At 70.9% G+C, this 19103-nt stretch carries 18 protein-coding genes; 9 read left to right on the top strand and 9 right to left on the bottom strand.

The genetic code is table 11. From position 1 onward, the window contains the following. Nucleotides 1-613: 613 nt before the first annotated feature. The 5 genes from ACYVL2_RS18675 to ACYVL2_RS18655 form a co-directional block, all read right to left on the bottom strand. On the bottom strand, nt 614-1441 hold the full coding sequence (locus ACYVL2_RS18675) for a sugar phosphate isomerase/epimerase family protein (RefSeq protein WP_460546152.1): 828 nt from the start codon (nt 1439-1441) through the stop codon (nt 614-616). Then, complete coding sequence (locus ACYVL2_RS18670; RefSeq protein ID WP_460546159.1) at nt 1438-2634, bottom strand: dihydrodipicolinate synthase family protein; 1197 nt, start codon at nt 2632-2634, stop codon at nt 1438-1440. The genes ACYVL2_RS18675 and ACYVL2_RS18670 overlap by 4 nt, the downstream gene beginning before the upstream one ends. After that, nucleotides 2526-3680, bottom strand: coding sequence for a Gfo/Idh/MocA family protein (locus ACYVL2_RS18665; protein WP_460546150.1), 1155 nt, complete (start codon nt 3678-3680; stop codon nt 2526-2528). Before ACYVL2_RS18665 ends, ACYVL2_RS18670 begins: the two co-directional genes overlap by 109 nt. Nucleotides 3681-3846: 166 nt before the next feature. Next, the gene (locus tag ACYVL2_RS18660) at nt 3847-4209 is read right to left on the bottom strand and encodes a hypothetical protein (RefSeq protein ID WP_460546156.1); all 363 of its coding nucleotides are present in this window, start codon (nt 4207-4209) and stop codon (nt 3847-3849) included. 1 nt (nt 4210) lies between these two features. After that, nucleotides 4211-6403 (bottom strand): SseB family protein, encoded by a 2193-nt coding sequence (locus ACYVL2_RS18655; RefSeq protein WP_460546148.1) that lies wholly within the window; start codon nt 6401-6403, stop codon nt 4211-4213. A 165-nt stretch (nt 6404-6568) separates the two neighbouring features. Here ACYVL2_RS18655 and ACYVL2_RS18650 point away from each other — a divergent pair, with 165 nt between their 5' ends. The 9 genes from ACYVL2_RS18650 (at nt 6569) to ACYVL2_RS18610 (ending at nt 14302) form a co-directional block, all read left to right on the top strand. After that, nucleotides 6569-7741, top strand: coding sequence for a S8 family serine peptidase (locus tag ACYVL2_RS18650; protein ID WP_460546146.1), 1173 nt, complete (start codon nt 6569-6571; stop codon nt 7739-7741). A 41-nt stretch (nt 7742-7782) separates the two neighbouring features. After that, nucleotides 7783-8535 (top strand): endonuclease III domain-containing protein, encoded by a 753-nt coding sequence (nth, locus tag ACYVL2_RS18645; RefSeq protein ID WP_460546144.1) that lies wholly within the window; start codon nt 7783-7785, stop codon nt 8533-8535. Beyond that, nucleotides 8532-9104, top strand: coding sequence for a TlpA family protein disulfide reductase (locus ACYVL2_RS18640; RefSeq protein WP_460546142.1), 573 nt, complete (start codon nt 8532-8534; stop codon nt 9102-9104). Before nth ends, ACYVL2_RS18640 begins: the two co-directional genes overlap by 4 nt. After that, nucleotides 9101-9784, top strand: coding sequence for an NUDIX hydrolase (locus tag ACYVL2_RS18635; RefSeq protein WP_460546140.1), 684 nt, complete (start codon nt 9101-9103; stop codon nt 9782-9784). Before ACYVL2_RS18640 ends, ACYVL2_RS18635 begins: the two co-directional genes overlap by 4 nt. 8 nt (nt 9785-9792) lie before the next feature. After that, nucleotides 9793-11004: a MarP family serine protease gene (locus tag ACYVL2_RS18630; RefSeq protein WP_460546138.1), complete on the top strand. Its 1212-nt coding sequence runs from the start codon at nt 9793-9795 to the stop codon at nt 11002-11004. A 389-nt stretch (nt 11005-11393) separates the two neighbouring features. After that, nucleotides 11394-12071, top strand: a complete 678-nt coding sequence (locus ACYVL2_RS18625) for a Crp/Fnr family transcriptional regulator (RefSeq protein ID WP_030144656.1) — start codon at nt 11394-11396, stop codon at nt 12069-12071. Between the two features lie 157 nt (nt 12072-12228). Next, the gene (locus ACYVL2_RS18620; RefSeq protein ID WP_460546136.1) at nt 12229-12510 is read left to right on the top strand and encodes a F0F1 ATP synthase subunit epsilon; all 282 of its coding nucleotides are present in this window, start codon (nt 12229-12231) and stop codon (nt 12508-12510) included. A 3-nt stretch (nt 12511-12513) separates the two neighbouring features. Continuing rightward, nucleotides 12514-12942 carry a DUF2550 domain-containing protein gene (locus tag ACYVL2_RS18615; protein ID WP_460546133.1) on the top strand — a complete coding sequence of 143 codons (429 nt, stop codon included), beginning with the start codon at nt 12514-12516 and terminating at the stop codon, nt 12940-12942. 121 nt (nt 12943-13063) lie between these two features. Then, nucleotides 13064-14302, top strand: a complete 1239-nt coding sequence (locus tag ACYVL2_RS18610) for a serine hydrolase domain-containing protein (protein ID WP_460546131.1) — start codon at nt 13064-13066, stop codon at nt 14300-14302. 67 nt (nt 14303-14369) lie between these two features. Here ACYVL2_RS18610 and yjfF read toward each other — a convergent pair whose 3' ends face one another. From yjfF to ACYVL2_RS18590, 4 genes are all read right to left on the bottom strand, one after another. Then, the gene (yjfF, locus tag ACYVL2_RS18605) at nt 14370-15392 is read right to left on the bottom strand and encodes an ABC transporter permease family protein (protein WP_460546129.1); all 1023 of its coding nucleotides are present in this window, start codon (nt 15390-15392) and stop codon (nt 14370-14372) included. Beyond that, nucleotides 15389-16447: an ABC transporter permease gene (locus ACYVL2_RS18600; RefSeq protein ID WP_460546126.1), complete on the bottom strand. Its 1059-nt coding sequence runs from the start codon at nt 16445-16447 to the stop codon at nt 15389-15391. Before ACYVL2_RS18600 ends, yjfF begins: the two co-directional genes overlap by 4 nt. Further along, entirely contained in the window at nt 16444-17961 is a 1518-nt protein-coding gene (locus ACYVL2_RS18595; protein ID WP_460546124.1) for a sugar ABC transporter ATP-binding protein, read from the bottom strand. Before ACYVL2_RS18595 ends, ACYVL2_RS18600 begins: the two co-directional genes overlap by 4 nt. A gap of 105 nt (nt 17962-18066) precedes the next feature. Next, a complete protein-coding gene (locus ACYVL2_RS18590; RefSeq protein WP_460546122.1) occupies nt 18067-19065 on the bottom strand; it encodes an ABC transporter substrate-binding protein in 999 nt (332 codons plus the stop codon). Nucleotides 19066-19103 lie beyond the last annotated feature (38 nt).

Raw genomic sequence — 19103 nt, 5'->3', positions numbered from 1 at the left:
GAACGCGACTCAGCACACGAACCCATACCGTTCTTACCCCGCCCGTCGCGGGCGAGGGTCCTGCGGCGGGGGACGCGATAGGCATCGCAGCCCGAGATCCCAAGCGGGTCCGGGCCCTCCGCCATGCCCGGCCCCGATAGGACACACCGGCCCGGCCACAAACAGCCCACCCCGGACAACCGCGCTACCGCTTTATCGGCGCCAATAGACCATGCACCATTCGGGAGACGACCGACCCCACTCCACCTGCTAACTCGTGGTCGCCGCCAAACCGCCCGCGCCATCCACCGGCCCGCAACCCGAAGATCCGGGCCCCACCGACTTCCTGCCTTGTCGTCGCTGCCGAAGGGCCGGTGCCATCGACGGGCCCGCAACCCGAGAACGCGGCCTCTACCGCCCTCCTATCCCGTTGTCGCCGCCGAAGCACCGCCGCCGTCCACGACCCGGCCCGCAAACGCGAGACCACCTCCCGAACCGCCCTGCCTCCACACCACGACCGAACCCAGCACCGCCGCCGCGCCGGGCGTGAATGGCGAACGCGGCTCAGCGCTCATTTGACGCTCGAGCCCGAATCCCGAAGCGGGATCGGGCCCCTCGTCGTGTCCGGCCGCGTTCAGGCCCCGGGTGCGAGCACCCGCTCGAACGCCAGACGCGTCTCTTCGAAGACGTCGGGACCGGGGCGCGCCCAGAGCCCGTCGTTGAACAGTTCGACTTCGATCGGGCCGTCGAAGCCGGTCCGGTCGACCGCCTCGAGGTAGCGGCGCATGTCGATGCAGCCGTCGCCGAGTTGGCCGCGGCCGGTGAGGACGCCCTCGGGCAGCGGGGTGACCCAGTCGGCGAGCTGGAACGAGGCGATGCGGCCTTCGGCGCCGGCTCGGGCGATGCCGTTCCACACCTGGGGGTCCCACCAGATGTGGTAGGTGTCGACGACGACGCCGACGGCCTCGGCCGGGTGCGGCCCGGCGAGGTCGAGGGCCTCGGCGAGGGTGGTGACCACGCAGCGGTCGGAGGCGAACATGGGGTGGAGCGGCTCGATGGCGAGCGTCACGCCGCGTTCGGCGGCGTAGGGCGCGAGCTGGTGCAGCGCCTCGGCCACGCCCGCGCGGCCGGTGTCGATGGTCCCGCCCTCGGGGACGGGTCCGGAGACGAGGACGAGGGTGGGGGCGCCCAGTTCGGCCGCTTCGTCGATCGCGCGGCGGTTGTCGTCGATCGCCGCCTGGTCGGGGACGGTGAAGAACCCGCCGCGGCACAGGCTGGTGACCGCGACGCCGGCGTCGCGGACCTGCTTGGCGGTGTCGGCCAGGCCCTGTTCGGCGACCGGTTCGCGCCACAGGCCGATGCCGCAGCCGGCGCGGGCGCAGGCGTCGATCGCCTCGCGCTGGTTCCAGAACTTGGCGGTGGCGTGGTTGAACGAGAAGCGTCGCAGCACGGTGTCGCTCATGGCCGTTCCTTCGGGGGCTGCCCCGCGACTTTCAGCAGGGCGTTGCAGCGTTCTTCGGCGAGGGACCGGTCGGGGAACAGTCCCACTTCGAGCGCGAGGTCGTAGACCTCGGACAGGTGCGCGATGGAGCGGGCCGATTCCAGGCCGCCGACCATGCGGAAGTGGTCCTGGTGGCCGCAGAGCCAGGCGAGGAACACCACGCCGGTCTTGTAGTTGAACGTCGGCGTCTCGAAGACCTTGCGGGCCAGCGGCACGGTCGGGTCCAGGACGGCGTGGAAGCCGTCGACGTCGCCGTCGTCGAGGCGCATGGCCGCTTCGGCGGCCAGCGGCGCGAGCGGGTCGAAGATGCCCAGCAGCGCGTCGGAGTGGCCCTGGGAGTCGCCGGCGATGAGGCGCGGGTAGTTGAAGTCGTCGCCGGTGTAGCAGCGGACGCCTTCGGGGAGCCGACGGCGCAGCGCGATCTCGGCTTCGGCGTCGAGCAGGCTCATCTTGATGCCGTCGACTTTGTCGGCGTTGTCGGTGATGATGTCGACGAACACGTCGGCGGCCTCGTCGAGGTCGGTCGAGCCCCAGTAGCCGGTCAGGGCCGGGTCGAACATGGGGCCGAGCCAGTGGAGGATGGCCTTGCCGCTGACCTCGCCGAGCAGTTCGGCGTAGAGGGAGCGGTAGTCGTCGGGGGTCTTGGCGGTCGCGGCCATGGCCCGCGAGCACATGAGGATGGTGCCGGCGCCGGCGTCCTCGACGACGGCGAGCTGGTCGAGGTAGGTGGCGCGGATCCGGTCGAGCGTGGTCGGCTCGGCGGGGAGCTGGTCGGTGCCGACGCCGCAGGCGAGCAGGTCGTCGGGGCCGGCCGCGTCGGCGGAGCGGCGGATGAGCTCCTTGGTCGCCTCCCAGTCCAGACCCATGCCGCGCTGGGCGGTGTCCATCGCGTCGGCGACGCCGAGGCCGAGGTCCCACAGGTGGCGGCGGAAGCGGATCGTCGCGTCCCAGTCGACCGCGGCCGGGCGGCCGGGGCCGTTGTCGGCGAGCGGGTCGGCGACGACGTGGGCCGCCGAGTAGATGACCCTCGAGTGGAATCGGCGGCTCACAGTTCCAGCTCCTCGAGTTCGATCCGCTTGCCTTCGAGGGCCGAGCGGTAGCCGGCCTCGGCGAGTTGGACGCCGCGGGCCGCGGCGAGGAAGTCGTGGTGCCAGGGCTCGTCGTCGACGACGTGGCGGAGGAACTCCTCCCATTGGAGTTTGAAGCCGTTGTCGAACTGCTCGTTGTCGGGGACTTGGAACCACTGGGCGCGGAAGTCGATCGGCTGGTCGATGTCGGGGTTCCACACCGGCTTGGGGGTGTGGGCGCGGTGCTGGGCCCGGCATTTGCGCAGGCCGGCGATGGCCGAGCCGTCGGTGCCGTCGACGTGGAACTCGACGAGTTCTTCGCGGTCGACGCGGGTGGCCCAGGAGGAGTTCATCTGGACGACGGTGCCGTCGGTGAGTTCGAAGATGGCGTAGGCGGCGTCGTCGGCGGTGGCGGCGTAGGGCCGGCCGCGCTCGTCGACGCGTTCGGGGATGTGGGTGGTGACGTGGGCGGTCACGGACTTGATGGGGGCCAGGGTGCCTTCGAAGAGATAGGACCAGTGGGGGAACATGTCCAGGACCATGCCGCCGCCGTCTTCGGCGCGGTAGTTCCAGGAGGGGCGCTGGGCGTCCTGCCAGTCGCCTTCGAAGACCCAGTATCCGAATTCGCCGCGCACCGACAGCACTCGCCCGAAGAAGCCCGAGTCGACCAGTCGCTTGAGTTTGCGCAGGCCCGGCAGGTACAGCTTGTCGGCCACGGCGCCGTTCTTGACGCCGGCGTCGCGGGCGGCGCGTGCCAGGTTCAGCGCGTCGTCGAGGTTGGTCGCGATCGGCTTCTCGGTGTAGACGTGCTTGCCGGCCTTGATCGCGGCGCCGACGGCGCCGAGGCGGTGCTGGGTGGAGAGGGCGTCGAAGTAGACCTCGATGCTCTCGTCGGCCAAGGCCTCGTCGAGGCTGGTGGTGTACCGGTCCAGGCCGTGGCGTTCGCCGATCTCGGCGAGCTTGTCGGCGTTGCGGCCGACGAGGGTGAGTTCGGGCCAGATGACCGATCCGTCCGGGCGCTCGACGCCGCCCTGCTCGCGGATGGCCAGCAGCGAGCGGACCAGGTGCTGCCGGTATCCCATGCGCCCGGTCACGCCGTTGAGGGCGATGCCGACGGTGATTCGTTCTGTCATTCGGGTCTGCTCCAGACAATAGCTGTGCAAATGTGCGGCTCCGCAAGCGCCGCCGCGACCGGCAAACGCTTTCTCGGGTTTTCTGAAGCATACAGCAAAAGGGCGGCCGCCCGAAAGCGGTCGCCCGGTGGATTTCGGAGTGCGGAACGCGGCCCGCAGGCGCGTCCTAGAGGTACTGCTCCTGGATGTCGCCGACCTCGCCGGCGGGGGCCCAGATCTGGTAGACGCCGGCGTCGTAGGGCTCCAGGCCGAGGCTGATGGCGACCTCGCTGCGCCCGCCGCGGTACTCCAGCCGCAGCCAGTCGCCGGACTCGCCGAGCACGATGAACGGCTCGCCGCGCCAGGTGCAGACGGTGCGCACGTAGAAGAAGTCCTCGAGCTCGGTCACCGGCACGCCGCGCCGGTAGCGGCCATCGGCGACCTTCACGAAGCCGTCGCCGCCGGTCGGCGAGTAGAGCCGCACGTGCGCCCCGTCGGGACTCGAGTCGTACTCGGCGCCGTTCCAGCGGGCGATGTAGCCGTCCCTCATCTCAGGCACCCTTCCATTCGCGGTCGCGGCCGTCCAGGACCGAGGCGGCCCGCTCGTCGGGCCCCGGCCGCACCAGGTCGTAGTGGCCCTGCGCCGCGTCGCCGTAGGCGTCGCCGAGCGCCGAGGACTCATAGCCGTCGTAGCCGGGCGCGGCCTCGGCCATCGGCCCGGAGGTCGTCCCCCGCTCGGGAGCGGACGGCGGGGGCGCCGAGGGGCCGGGTCCGGCCTCGATCGCGGCCGGGCCGCCGAAGGCCCCGTCGACCGGGTTCCACTCGCGGGTGTCCGAGTCGTACTCGGCGACCGGCGTGACCTCGCCGCGCGAGTCGATGCGCAGGATCGTGGCCCCGTGCGGCAGCCGCACCGAGTCGACCTTGTGCTCGGGGATGCGGTCGTCGGCCGACTCCGAGGGCGCGAAGCCGTCGCCGCGGAACGGCCCGGGCTCGACGATCCAGCCGCCGCGCTCGGCCGCGGCCGCGTCGTCGTTGCCGCCGAGCGCCGCCGGGTACAGGTCGGTGCGGTAGCCGGTCCAGCGCAGCACGTGCACCGAGTCGTCGGTGGGGCTGAAGTCCTCCGAGGAGCGGATGAGGCCCAGCGCGAGGTAGAGCTGCGCGGGGGTGCGCAGGTGCTCGACGGCCTGGACGGGGTGGACGAAGCCGCCGACCCGGTCGTAGCCGCGTTCGAGGTAGAACGGCACCTGGTGGTGCGGGATCGTCTTCTGCCACTCGACCGGCTTGGCGCGCTGGGCGCCGGCCTTCGCGCGGGCCTCGGCGGCCTGGCGGCGCTCCATCTCGGCGGCGAACTCGAGCAGGCCCTTGGCCTCGGCCCACTTCAGCAGCGGCTCGACCTCGGGACCGGACATGTTGGCGCCGACCTCGGTGCCGGGGTTGACGTACAGGGCGTACTCGACGCCCGGCCAGTGCTGGATGAGCCAGCCGAAAGGCACCTCGGTGTACGGCGCGTCCTGGCCCGACCGCTCCTGGAATCGCTCCAGGGTCGTGTAGACGGTGATGCCGTGGATGCCGTCGACGATGTCGCTGGCCCACCGGAACGCCGGGTCGCCGACGCGGATGCCGATCGCGTCGGGGTCGGCGATCGGCAGGAGCACCGTGGTGCACAGCAGCGTCTGCAGGAACGCGCCGGTGTCGCCCTTGGCGGCCGAGGCGGCCAGTTTCGGTTCGGCCTCGGCGCCGGTCAGCTCGGTGACCTGCTGCCGGGGGGCCTCTCGCGAGGGCGGCGTCGGCTCGGGCCGCTCAGTCGGGGCCGGCTTGCGGCCGAAGGCGCTCGACATCGACGCGAACGACTCCGACGAGGGCGCGCCCGGCGGCGGCGCGGACGGCTCGGGCTGCGAATGCCGGGGCGTGAAGGCGTCCGGCTGCGAACCCCGGGCGTACGGGTCCGGCGCCTGGCCGGGCACGGTCTTGGGGTCCGCCTGCTGCTCGCGCAGCCAGTCGGGGGCGTCGGGCCAGTCGGTCTGCTCCTCGGGCCACACCGGCTGCTCGGGGAACGCGGACTGCTGCGGCTGCGAGGAGCCTTGCGGCGCGAACGGGTCCGACTGCGGTTCGGGCTGCGGCGGCTGGCGCAGCGGCAGGCCCGCCTGCGTGGTGCCGGCCACCGACGAGTGGGAGCTGCCGTTGGCGTCGGAGGTGCGGCGCGGGGCCTGCGGGACGTCCGGCACCGGCGGGGCCGCGGGCATGAAGCTGTTGTCGCGGTGCGGCGGCGCGGGCTCCATCGGGTTGGCGAAGGGGTCGGAGTGCTGCATCGACGCGAAGGACTGCTCACCGGAGGGCTGCTCGGGGCCCGGCTCGGCCGGGACGGTCGTCATGCCCTGGGCGACCTGGAGGACGAACCACGCCGGGAGGTAGCCCTCGATCGGCAGGCCCGGGTTGACCGCCAGCCACCACTCGTCGTCGGGCCAGGCGTCGGCCAGCGCGTTGAAGCGGACCCGCCTGGAGGAGCCGGCGTTGTCCCTCAGGCACAGCGACAGCGCGGTCTCGGAGGTGAAGGCGAGGATGTGGGTGCGGTCGTCGGTCGTCCACGTGGCCCAGGTGTCGGCGCCGCCGAGCCCATTGGGGTCTTCATAGGACAGTGGAAGGACGAGTTCGATCTGGGAGAGGATCCGAAAGTACCCGTCCTGGTCGTCGGCGCGCAGCGCTTCGCGGAGACGGTGCTCGATCTCGTTACTCGGTTCCCACATCGATCCCATTCAACCCTTCCCCCCTACCGGTCCTCGATGGGGTAGAGACGAGCGAACGCGGTGTTCACTCGCGATCGTCACGGTAACGCGTGGCGCTTGTCAAGTTTCCGTCAGTAGGGCCAAAATAACGAATTCATAAAGGCGAACGCGTGTCATTCCCACGCTGTGGACCTCACGTTGTGCAACGATCCGGTCCTCATGACCGACCGCGCCGCCCGAATCGCCTTCGCATGTGCCTGCTCGACCCTGTTGGCGCTCTTGCTGTCCGCGCCCGCGACACGCGCCGCCACGGTCCTGGCCTGGCACCTGGAGGCCATCGGCGCCGACCGGGCCTGGGCCACCTCCACCGGCGAAGGCGTCACCGTCGCCGTCATCGACTCCGGAGTCGACGCCGACCACCCCGACCTGGCCGGCGCGGTACTGCCCGGCCGCAGCTACGTCGACTTCGACGACGACGCCGAACCGCGGCTGCTGGCGATCGGCGCCCAACCCGACCCCGACACCGACCGCGCGTTCGCCCACGCCGACCCCGTCGGCCACGGCACCGCCGTCGCCGGCCTCATCGCCGGACGCGGCGGCGCCGCCTCCGGAGTGGCCCCGGGAGCCTCGATCCTGCCGGTCCGGGTGCTCGACGACGAGAACCGGTACCACGACTCGGCGCTCGTCGGCGCCGCCGTCACCTGGGCCGTCGACAACGGCGCCGACGTGATCAACCTGTCCCTGGGCGGGCACTACGACTCCCCGGCGTTCACCGACGCGCTCGCCTACGCCGAACGCCACGACGTCGTCGTGGTCGCCTGCACCGGCAACCGGCGCGACCGCCTCACCGACGAGGCGGTGTGGTTCCCCGCACGCGAAGACAACGTGCTGGCCGTCACCGGAGTCGACCGCTCGGGCGCGCGGTGGCCGACGGCCATCGCCGGCGACGGCACCGACGTGGCCGCGCCGAGCGCCGAACTGACCGCTCCGGCCGCAGGCGGCGGACGCGAGTCGGTCACCGGCACCTCCTTCGCCACGGCGGTCGTCTCCGGCACGGCGGCCCTGGTCCGCTCGGCCCACCCCGAGCTCACCGCCGCCCAAGTGCGGCACGTGCTCACCGAGACCGCCGAGCCCGGCGTCCCCCGAGTGGGCGCCGGACTGGTCGACGCAGCCGCCGCGGTCGAAGCCGACATCGACCACCTGGCGCCGCTGCCGCCGAAGACCGCCGACGACGCCGCAGCCGTGTGGCCGGTCGCCGCGTCCGCGGCCGGCGGAGCCCTCCTGGGCGCCTCAGGGCTGCTCCTGCGGTCGAGACGGGACGATGCGCACCGCTCCGGGCCGGCCCGGGCCTCCGCGTAACATGGCGGCGTGACCGCCGCCGACGCCCACTGGACGAACTTATGGCCCGCAAGCCTCGCCAATACGGATCCGAGAGCGACCTGGCCAAGAAGCGCCGCGCTCGCGCCATCGACCGCCTCCTCGCCGCGGCCCACCCCGACGCCCGCTGCGAACTGGACTACTCGAGCCCCCTGGAGTTGGCGATCGCGACGATCCTGTCGGCCCAGTGCACCGACGTGCGAGTGAACCTGACCACGCCGGCGCTGTTCGCCAAGTACCGGACGGCCGCCGACTACGCCGCGGCGGACCCCGAACAGATCGAGGCGATCATCCGCCCCACCGGGTTCTACCGCAACAAGACCAAGAACATCATCGGACTCGCCGCGGCCCTGGTCGAACATCACGACGGCAAAGTCCCCCAGAGCATGGAAGAACTCGTCGAACTCCCCGGGATCGGCCGCAAGACCGCCAACGTCATCCTCGGCAACGCCTTCGGCGTCCCCGGCCTCCCGGTCGACACCCACATGATCCGAGTCAACAACCGCCTCGGCCTCACCGACAGCACCGACCCGGTCAAGATCGAGTTCCAGCTCCACGAACTCATCGACCGACGCGAATGGACCATGTACGGCCACCGGATCATCTTCCACGGCAGACGGGTGTGCATCGCCCGCAGACCGGCCTGCGGCGCCTGCACCCTCGCGCGACTGTGCCCGTCGTTCGGCGAAGGCCCGACCGACCCGGCCGAAGCCGCGAAACTGCTTCGCGGCGACGACACCGAGCGACTCGCCCGCCTCGCCGGAGCCGCCGAATGAGACGACGCCGCTCGAGCCTGGCGGCCCTGCTGCTCCTCCTCGCCGGCTGCGCCGCACCGACCGGCGACGACACCGCCGAACCCGACCAGACCGACCCGGCCGAACCGACCTGGTCGGTCCCCTGCCGGACCGGCACCGTCCCCGTCCAACCCGTCGGCGACCTCACCCTGCCGTGCCTCGGCGACGGAACGGACACCGCCGTCGCCGCCCGGGCCGACCGCCCCCTGGTCATCGTGCTGTGGGCCAGCTGGTGCGGCCCGTGCCTCGCCGAAGCCCCCGAAGTCGAGGCCTTCCACCGCCGCCACGGCGACCGGATCGACGTCCTCGGCGTCGACACCGCCGACACCCGCCAGAAGGGCCGCTGGTTCGCCGAAGACTTCGCACTGACCTACCCGTCCGTGTTCGACCCCGACGAACGCGTCCGCACCGGCCTCGGCGTCCCCGGCCTGCCCGGAGTCGCCTTCGTCGCCCCCGACGGAACGGTCGCCGAACTGGTCACCGAACCGGGCGTGACCGCCGAGACCCTCACCGAGACCGCCGAGACCGCGTTCGGCATGGACCTGCCATGAACGCCGAAGACCTCGCCGACCGCACCGCCCATCACACGCCCGGCTGGTGGGAACCGCTCATCGAAGCGGCCGACCGCGAACGCGGACCGCGCATCTCCCGCGCCGCCCGGGACGCGGCCCTGTTCTACACCCCCGAAGACGACGCCCGCACCGCCTCGGTCCTGGTACTGCTGAGCGAAACGGCGTCCGGCCCGTCGGTCCTGCTGCAGCAGCGCGCCCCCGGGCTGCGGCACCACGCCGGCGAAGTCGCCTTCCCCGGCGGCGCCGCCGACCCCGACGACACCGACGAAGCGGCCACGGCACTGCGCGAAGCCGCCGAAGAACTGGCCGTCGAACCCTCGAGCGTCGAAGTCGGCGCCACCCTCCCGCCGGTGTGGATCCCCGTGTCCGGCTTCGCGGTCACCCCCGTAGTCGCACTGTGGACAGAACCCCACCCGGTGACGCCGGTCGACGGCCGCGAGGTCGCCGCCGTCCACCAGGCGCCGATCCCGCGCCTGGCGGACCCGGCCTCCCGCGGAACCGTCCGCTACCCGTCGGGACGATCCGGCCCCGGGTTCCGGATCGACGGCGTGCCCCTGATCTGGGGCTTCACCGCCGGAGTACTGTCGTGGCTGCTCGAACTGGGCGGCTGGGCGAAGCCGTGGAACACTGGCCGGACGATGGAGCTCGACCGGCGCTGAGGAGGGCGATGCAGACAGAGGCGCTGACTCCCGCCGGCGGCGGCCTCCTGGTCGACGTCATCATCGTCGTGCTCGCGCTCCTGTTCGCCGTCAACGGCTACCGGCAGGGCTTCATCATCTCCGCGATGACCTTCCTCGGCTTCGGCGGCGGGGCGCTGCTCGGAGTCCAGCTGGCGCCGTTCGCCGCCGACCTCTACACCGACCCGCTGGCCAAGCTCATCGCCGCGCTCGTGGTGGTCTTCGCGCTGGCCCTCGGCGGGCAGGCGGTGACCACCGCGCTGGGGTTCGCTCTCCGCAGGCGGCTGCGGACCAACGGGTCCCGGCGGCTGGACCATCTGGCCGGGCCGGTGGTGTCGGTCGTGGCCGTGCTGCTGGTGACGTGGATGGCCGCCGCGCCGCTGGCGAACTCGGGCATGCCCTCGGTCGCCAGCGCGGTCCGCAACTCGAGCCTGGTCGGCGGCATCGACGACCACATGCCCGAGTCGGTCAAGGGCGTCTACGACTCCATGAGGGAGTCGCTGAACACCTCGCAGATCCCCGACGTGTTCTCCGGTCTGGATCCGACGCAGGTGCGGCCGGTGGCGCCGCCGGACTCGGAGCTGGCGGCCTCGAGCGTGGTGGTGAACGCCCAGCGGTCGGTGTTGAAGGTCCACGGTTCGGCGCCGAGCTGCGAGCGCCAGATCGAGGGGTCGAGCTTCGTGTACGCCGACGACCTGGTGGCGACGAACGCGCACGTGGTGGCCGGGACCGAGCGGGTGCAGGTGGAGTCGGACGGGTCGCTGCTGGAGGCCGAGGTGGTCGTGTTCGACGCCGAGCGGGACCTGGCGGTGCTGTCGGTGCCTGGCCTGGACGCGCCGGCGTTGCCGATGTCGGACGAGGTCGCCGGATCGGGTGATGACGCGATCGTGGTGGGCTATCCGGGGGGCGGGCCGTACACGCCGGCCGCGGCGAGGGTGCGGGAGGCCCGGGTGGTGTCGGGTCCGGACATCTACGAGTCGGGGACGGTGACCCGGGAGGTCTACCAGCTGTACGCCTCGATCATCGGCGGCAATTCGGGCGGGCCGCTGCTGTCGCCCCAGGGCGAGGTGATCGGCGTGATCTTCGCGGCCGCGGTCGACGATCCGGAGACGGGGTACGCGTTGACGATGGCCGAGTCGGCGCCGGTGCTGGAGGCGGGGCGCGGCGCCTCGGGGGCGGTCGACACCGGGGTGTGCACCTAGCGGCGCGTTCCATAGGTCCGACCGGGCCGTATCGGGCCCATTCGCCCGGAGTCGCTCAATGCGGCCCAAGGGCGCGGTGGGCCGTTCACGACCTGAAACGCGCGTGAGTATTGCTCACAGTTGGGCGTGAGGGGGCATGAGCGGTAGGCTGTAGCCGTCGTCGCCGGTCCGGGCTGCGTCTTTCGGGTGCAACCCCTGCTCGCAAGGTGAGTCTATGATCGCGCCGTGAGCGATCGGAGCGCTGGTGCGTCTCCATTCGGATGGAAACGCCGATACCGGCGTCGACGGTGCGCATGTGGATTTACGGGGGTCTCGCTCCCGCAATGCGGACAAGAGGCATAGACTCAGTACTTGCACTAGCGGTGCGTTGAAGAAAGGTGCGAACGGACATGGAAGATGTATTGGCCAGAGCCGCCCTGTTCAAGGGGGTGGACCCCGAAGCCGTCGAGTCCCTCATCAAAGAGATGGAGTACATCGACGTCAACAAGGGCCAGACCGTCTTCACCGAGAACGAGCCGGGCGACAGTCTCTACATCGTCATGTCCGGGAAGGTGAAGCTCGGGCGCCGCAGCGCCGACGGCCGCCAGAACCTGATCGCGGTCATGGGCCCGTCCGACATGGTCGGCGAGCTGGCCCTGTTCGACCCCGGTCCCCGCACCGCCACCGCCACCGCGCTGACCGACACCCGCCTGGCCCGGCTTTCCAAGACCGCGCTGCGTCCGTGGCTGGCCAACCGGCCCGAGATCGCCGAGCAGCTGCTGCGGGTCATCGCCCGCCGGCTGCGCCGCACCAACGACTCCATGGCCGACCTGATCTTCACCGACGTGCCCGGCCGCGTCGCGAAGGCGCTGCTGCACATGGCCAGCCGCTTCGGCACCCGCGACGGCGGCGTGCTGCGGGTCACGCACGATCTGACCCAGGAGGAGCTGGCCCAGCTCGTCGGCGCCTCCCGCGAGACGGTGAACAAGGCCCTCGCCGACTTCGCCGGCCGCGGCTGGCTGCGCCTGGACGGCAAGAGCGTCATCATCATGGACCCCGAGCGCCTCGCCAGGCGCGCCCGCGTGTGACGTAACCGACGTCGACGGCCTCCGGTACCGCCGGGGGCCGTTTCGCGTCCGGCGCAGGGTGATCTCGCAGGCCCCACCCGGACGGGGGATTCGACGCGACGGGCTCCGGCGTCTAGACTTCCGGTAATCATCCTCGGAGTCTGCTAAAGGAGCGCCAGTGGCAGGGCAACTGAACGTCGAACTCGTAGCCGTGGAGTCGAAGGTGTGGTCCGGCGAGGCCACGGCCGTCTACGCCCGCACCACCGAAGGCGAACTCGGCATCCTCCCCGGCCACCAGCCGATGCTCGGCGAGCTCCAGGTCGGCGGCACCGTCCGCATCCAGACCGAGGGCGAGAGCGAGCGGGCCTGGCGGATCGACGGCGGCTTCCTGTCGGTCACCACCGACGGTGTGACGGTCCTCGCCGAGACCGCCGAGGCGGTCGAGACGGCCACGGCCTGAGCCATGTTGGAAGCACTGCTCGTCACCGCCGCCCTGGCGGTCGCCGTGGCGGTGTTCCTCATCCTGACCTACGTGCGCCGGTCGGTGCTGTCCAAATACGGCTCGGTCGCCATGGCCGCGAGGCTCTCGCGCCGGATGGCCGGGCGCGGATGGGCTCCCGGCTTCGCCGTCTACGAACGCGGCACCCTGCGCTGGTATCGGATGTTCTCGCTGACGCCGGGGCCGCGGTACACGCTGGCCCGCACCGACGTGCAGGTCTCCGAACGGCGGGAGCCGGCCGGCGCCGAGGCACAGATCTTCCCGCCTGACGTCGCGATCCTGCGATGCAAGAGTTCCTCCGGTGAGGTCGAGTTGGCGATGACCGACTCCGCCGTCACCGGCTTCCTCTCCTGGCTCGAGGCCGCCCCGCCCGGGGCGGCCTTTCGTGAATGACCGACCGGCCGGATCCGACTTCCGGACGAGGACCGGCGCATCCGGTCCTTCCCGCGGATTACCCCCGTTTTCCTTCCCAATGAGGTCGAGGCGGCACCGGCGGTGCCTTACCGTCGAATCCATGCGCAAATACCTCATCATCGCGGCCGCGATGGCGCTGTCCCTCACCGCCGTCCCGGCCGCCGCACACGCACAGGCCCCCGATCCGGCACTCGACGAGGAACTCCTCGACGGGAAACTCGAGGCGTTCTATGAGACCGGCGACCACTCGGTGCTCGCCGAGGTCCGCGTCGGCGACGAGGTCTGGGCCGACGCCGAAGGTCCGCGCGGCCTCCACCGCCACCGCTCGCCGGTCGACGAGGACGACCGGGTCCGCATCGCCAGCCTCACCAAGTCGATGGTGGCGACCGTCCTGCTGCAGTTGGAGGCCGAAGGCGAGATCGACCTCGACGACGCGCTCAGCGACCACCTGCCGGGGCTGCTGCCGTACGAGCGGGAGCCGACCGTCCGGCAGATCATGCGGCACACCGGAGGCCTGGCCGACTACTTCCCGTACCTGTACGCCTCGCTGAGCGAAGGCGACATGAGCGACGTCTACGAGAACTACCGGAACTACTACAGCCCAGAGGAACTGGTGGCCATCGGCACCCAGGACCCGCTGCTGTTCGAGCCGGGCACCGACTGGTCCTACTCCAACACCGGCTACATCGCGCTCGGGATGCTCATCGAGGAGCTCAGCGGGGAGCGGCTGCGCGACGTGCTCGAGGAGCGCGTCTTCGACCCGGTCGGCATGCGCGACACCTACCTGCCGCGCGGGCACGGCTGGGGCATCAGAGGGCCGAACCCGGTGCCGTACTCGACCACCGGCGACGAGCGGTGGCCGTACTTCGACACCTCGCGGCTGTCGCACAGCCAGATGTGGGCCGCCGGCGGCGTCATCTCCACGATGGAGGACGTCAACGACTTCTACGACGCCCTCCTCGAGGGCGAGCTGCTCGGCGCCGAGCAGCTCGACGCGGCCACCGACTGGTACGACACCGGTGTCGGATACGAATACGGGCTCGGCCTCACCGGCCTGCGCATGACCTGCCCCGGCGACGCCGAGCAGGTCTACATCGGGCACACCGGCGGAGGCATGGGCCACCAGACCTACTCGTTCCACTCCCCCGGCGGCGACCGCCAGGTCACCGTCACCTGGAACATCGACTACCGGCACCCGGTCGTCGATCCGGCCGAACTGAACGCGGCGCTCTCGGCGTTCCTGGTCGCGGGCCTGTGCGGCGTCGACGCCGACGCCGGACCGCGGACCCTCCGGGCCCCCGAGCTGCCCGACTTCCCTTCGCTGATGGACCCGCGCTGAGAGAACGGCGGCCGGCGGAGCGTCCCGCTCGGAGGCTCCGCCGGCCGGTATCCGGAGGCGAGGGGCTCTAGGCTTTGCGTTTCTCTCCGGAGCGTCCCAGCACCCGCTGGAGCAGGATGAACGCCAGCAGCAGGACGCCGACGACGATCCTGGCCCACCACGAGCTCAGGTTGCCCTGGAAGGCGATGATGGTCGAGAGCAGGCCCATCACCATGACGCCGGCGACGGTGCCGAGGACGAACCCGGCCCCGCCGGTCAGCAGCGTCCCGCCGACCACGACCGCGGCGATCGCGTCGAGTTCGAGCCCGACGCCGGCGAGCGGGTTGGCGCTCTTGGTGTAGAACGCGGCCACGACGCCGCCGAGCGCGGCGCAGAAGCCGCTGACGGCGTAGACCCCGACCTTGGTGCGCGCCACCGGCAGCCCCATGAGCAGCGCCGACTGCTCGGAGCCGCCGACGGCGTAGACGCTGCGGCCGAACCGCGTGTAGTGCAGCACGAGAAATGCGATGACGACGACGGCGAAGGCGATGAAGGAGATGTACGGCAGGCTGAAGCCGCCGTCGCGCACCTCGCCGAACTCGACCCGCTCCATGCCCCAGGAGAAGAAGTCGATCTCGCGCATCGACACGTCGCGGTCGGAGATCTGCAGCGTCAGGCCCCGGTAGAGGAACAGCCCGGCCAGGGTCGCGATGAACGGCTGCACGTCGAAGTAGTGGATGACCGCGCCGGTGAAGGCGCCCGAGGCCGTCCCGAAGACCAGCACCACCGGCACGGCGATCTCGGCCGGCAACCCCAGTTCGACGGTCATCCAGGCCAGGGCCATGGTCGAGAACGCCATCATCGAGCCGACCGAGAGGTCGATGCCGCCCGACAGGATCACGAACGTCATGCCGACGGCGATGATGAGCAGCGCGGCGTTGCCGATGAACAGGTCGGGGATGAGCTGCGGGTTGTCGAAGTTGCGGTAGTTGGCGAGCCCGCCGAGGTACATGGCGACCAGCAGCGCGACGGTGGCGCCGATGGGGATGTAGCGGCTCAGGCCGTCGAAGAGCGTGGAGCGCGTCGGGCGCTCGGTGAGGGTGGTGCTCATTTGACGAGGGCTTTCTCCTCGATGGTGGGCTCTGGGGCGGGCCCGGTCGGTTTCGGTCCTGACGTGAACGGCCGCAGGATCCAGGCGCGGAACTGGGCCGACTGGAGCAGCGCGACGATGAAGACGACGACGGCCTTGGCGGTGAACTGCCACTGGCTGGAGAGGCCGACGTTGATGATCGTGACTTCGAGCGTGCCGATGATCGCCACGCCGATGGCGGTGCCCAGCAGGAAGAACCGGCCGCCGAGCAGGGCCGTGCCGCCGATGACGACGGCGAGGATGGCGTCGAGCTCGATCCACAGGCCGCCGTTGTTGGCGTCGGCGCTGCCGAGGTTGGCCGCGCCGATGAGTCCGGCCAGGCCCGCGCAGGCGGCGCAGACGAGGTAGACCAGGACGGTGATGCCGCGGGAGCGGATGCCGGCCAGGCGGGAGGCCTCGGGGTTGCCGCCGACCGCCTCGAGCAGCATGCCGAGCGCGGTGGTGCGGGTCAGCAGGGCGAGGGCCGCGAACACGGCCAGGCCGATCCAGATCGGCACCGGGACGGTCGCGATCGCGCCGCGGCCGAGTTCGACGAACGGCGTGTCGTCCGAGACCGAGGGGATCTGGCCGCCGGTGATGAGCTGGGCGATGCCGCGCCCGGCGATCATGAGGATCAGGGTCGCCACGATCGGCTGGACGCCGAAGTGGGCGACCATGGTCCCGTTCCAGGCCCCGATGATCGCGGCGATGACCATCGCCAGGGCGACGGCGGTGACCACGGTGACCAGGCTGGACTGGTCGCGGTCGAGGATCCACTGGCAGGCGACGGCCGCGGCGATGGCGTAGACGGCGCCGACCGACAGGTCGATGCCCTTGGTCGCGATGACCAGCGTCATGCCGAGGGCGATGAGCAGCAGCGGCGCCGAGCGGCGCAGGATGTTGACGAACGCGCCGCCGAGCCGTCCGTCGTGAACGCTGGGGACGATGAAGTCGAAACCGGTGACGGCGATGTTGACGACGATGAGCGCCACCAGGACCGCCAGCGGCCAGAACAGGCGCTTGAAGTACGGGTTCACGGCTTGGCTCCTCCGGCCACGATGGTGTCGACGATGCGTTCGGTGGTCATGTCGGCGGCCGCTTCCAAGGTGTCGACCAGTTCGCGGTCGCGCAGGACCGCGATGCGGTCGGACAGCCGGGTGACCTCTTCGAGCTCGGCGGAGATGAACAGGACGGACATGCCTTCGCCGGAGAGCTCGGCGACCAGGCGCTGGATGTCGGCCTTGGCGCCGACGTCGATGCCGCGGGTCGGCTCGTCGAGGATGAGCAGCCGCGGTTCGATGAGCATCCAGCGGGCCAGCAGGACCTTCTGCTGGTTGCCTCCGGAGAGGTTGCCCACCGGCAGGTTCGGGTCGGCCGGGCGGATGCCGAGCTTGTCGATGAAGTCGGCGACGAGTTTGTCGCGGCGGGCCGGCGGGACGGCGCGGGCCCAGCCGCGGGCGGCCTGCATCGCCAGGATCATGTTCTCGGCGACCGACAGGTCGCCGATCAGGCCTTCGGTCTTGCGGTTCTCGGGGCAGAACCCGATGCCGCGGGCGGCGGCGGTGCGCGGGTTGTGGCCGCGCAGCCGGTCGCCGCCGAGGGTCAGCGAGCCGGAGTCGTGCCGGTCGGCGCCGGCGATGAGGCGGGCGGTCTCGGTGCGGCCGGAGCCGAGCAGTCCGGCCAGTCCGACGACTTCGCCGGCGCGGATGTCGAGGTCGAACGGAGCGATCGAGCCTTTGCGGCCGAGCCCTTCGGCGGAGACGAGCACGTCGGCGTCCGCTCGGCGCCGGGAGGCCCGGTGCTCGAGCGCGTCGAGCGCTTCGGCGTCGCGGCCGAGCATGTGGCCGATGAGCTCGTTCTCGGGCAGTTCGGCGGTGGACCACTCGCCGACGAGGCTGCCGTTGCGCAGCACGGTCATGCGGTCGCAGATCTCGTAGACCTGGTCGAGGAAGTGGGAGATGAAGACCATGGAGGTGCCGTTGTCGGCCAGTTTGCGCATGACGCGCAGCAGGACGGCGACCTCGTCGCGGTCGAGCGAGGAGGTCGGCTCGTCGAGGATGAGGACCTTGGCCTCGATGTCGACGGCTCGGGCGATGGCGACCAGCTGCTGCATCGCGATCGAGTACGACGAGAGCGGGGCGGCGACGTTGAGGTCGACGCCGATGTCGTCGAGCAGCGCTTTGGCGCGGCGGCGCATCGCGCGGAAGTTGATGAACGGGCCCAGGCGCGGCTCACGCCCGGCGAAGAGGTTCTCGGCGACCGACAGGTTGTCGGTGAGGTTGACCTCCTGGTAGACCGTCGAGATGCCGCCGGCCTGCGCCTGTCCGGGGCTGTGGAAGCGGACCGGCTCGCCGTCGAGTTCGATGCGGCCGGCGTCGGGGGCGTGGACGCCCGTCAAGACTTTGATCAATGTGGACTTCCCGGCGCCGTTCTCGCCCATGATGGCGTGGATCTCGCCGGGCCGGAGGGTGAAGTCCACGCCGTCGAGGGCGCGGACTCCGGTGAAGTCCTTCGTGATGCCGGTCATCTGGACGATCGGCTCGTCGGACATGGGCTCATACCTTCGATTCGCGAAGCGGACGGGGACTCGAGCCGACCGTGCCCGGGCGGCCTCGGGCCGTCCGGACACGGTCGTGCTCATTGGTGCGGCAACAGGTCAGAACTGCCGGTTGGGAAGCTCGGCCTCGAAGTCGTCGGGGCCGAAGACGCCCTCTTCGACGGCGGTGAACTTCTCGAGCTCCTCGCCCTCGGAGACCTGGACGACCACGTCCATCAGCTGCGCACCGAAGACGGGGTTGCACTCGACGATGTAGTTGAGCTTGCCGTCGACGCCGGCCTGGAACCCGGCCTTGGAGCCGTCGACGATGATGATCTTGACATCGACGCCCGGCTCGTAGCCGGCCTCTTCGATCGCCTGGATGGCGCCCAGCCCCATCTCGTCGTTGTGGGCGTAGAGCAGGTCGATGTCCTCGAGGCCGTGGGTCGAGATGAAGGTCTCCATCACGGCCTTGCCGCCCTCGGCGGTGAAGTCGCCGGACTGCGAGTCGACCAGTTCGTACGGCAGGCCCTCGGCGTCGAGGATCTCGAAGAACCCGGTCCTGCGGTCATTGGCCGGCGCCGAGCCGACGGTGCCCTCGAGCTGGAGGATGCGCGTGGAGTCGTCGTCGGCGAACTCCTCGACGGTCCACTGGCCGGCCTTGCGGCCCTCTTCGACGAAGTCGGAGCCCAGACGGGTCACATAGAGGTCCTCGTCGGCCGCTTCGATGCCGCGGTCGGCCAGGACCACCGGGATGCCGGCCCGCTCGGCCTCTTCGAGGACCTCGGTCCAGCCGGTCTCCACCACGGGTGCCAGGACGATGACGTCGACCTTCTGCGTGATGAAGTTGCGGACCGCTTCGATCTGCTTTTCCTGGTCCTGCTGGGCGTCGACGAACTGGAGGTCGGCGATGCGGTCGTCGGCCTCGGCCGCGTCCTGCACCGACTTCGAGTTCGCGGTGCGCCAAGCGGACTCGGCGCCGACCTGAGCGAAGCCGACGACCAGGCCGTCACCGGAGCCGGAGCCCGAGCCGTCGCCGTCGTCGTCGCCCGATCCGCAGGCCGCGGCGCCGAGGAGGAGTGCGCCGGCACCAATGCCGGCAAGAGCTTTCTTGAGCACGTTCGTGCTGCCTTTCCTAGTCGATTGCACTTGAGGAG

Source organism: Glycomyces halotolerans, assembly GCF_054779575.1.
This window is presented reverse-complemented; position numbering and strand designations above follow the sequence as displayed.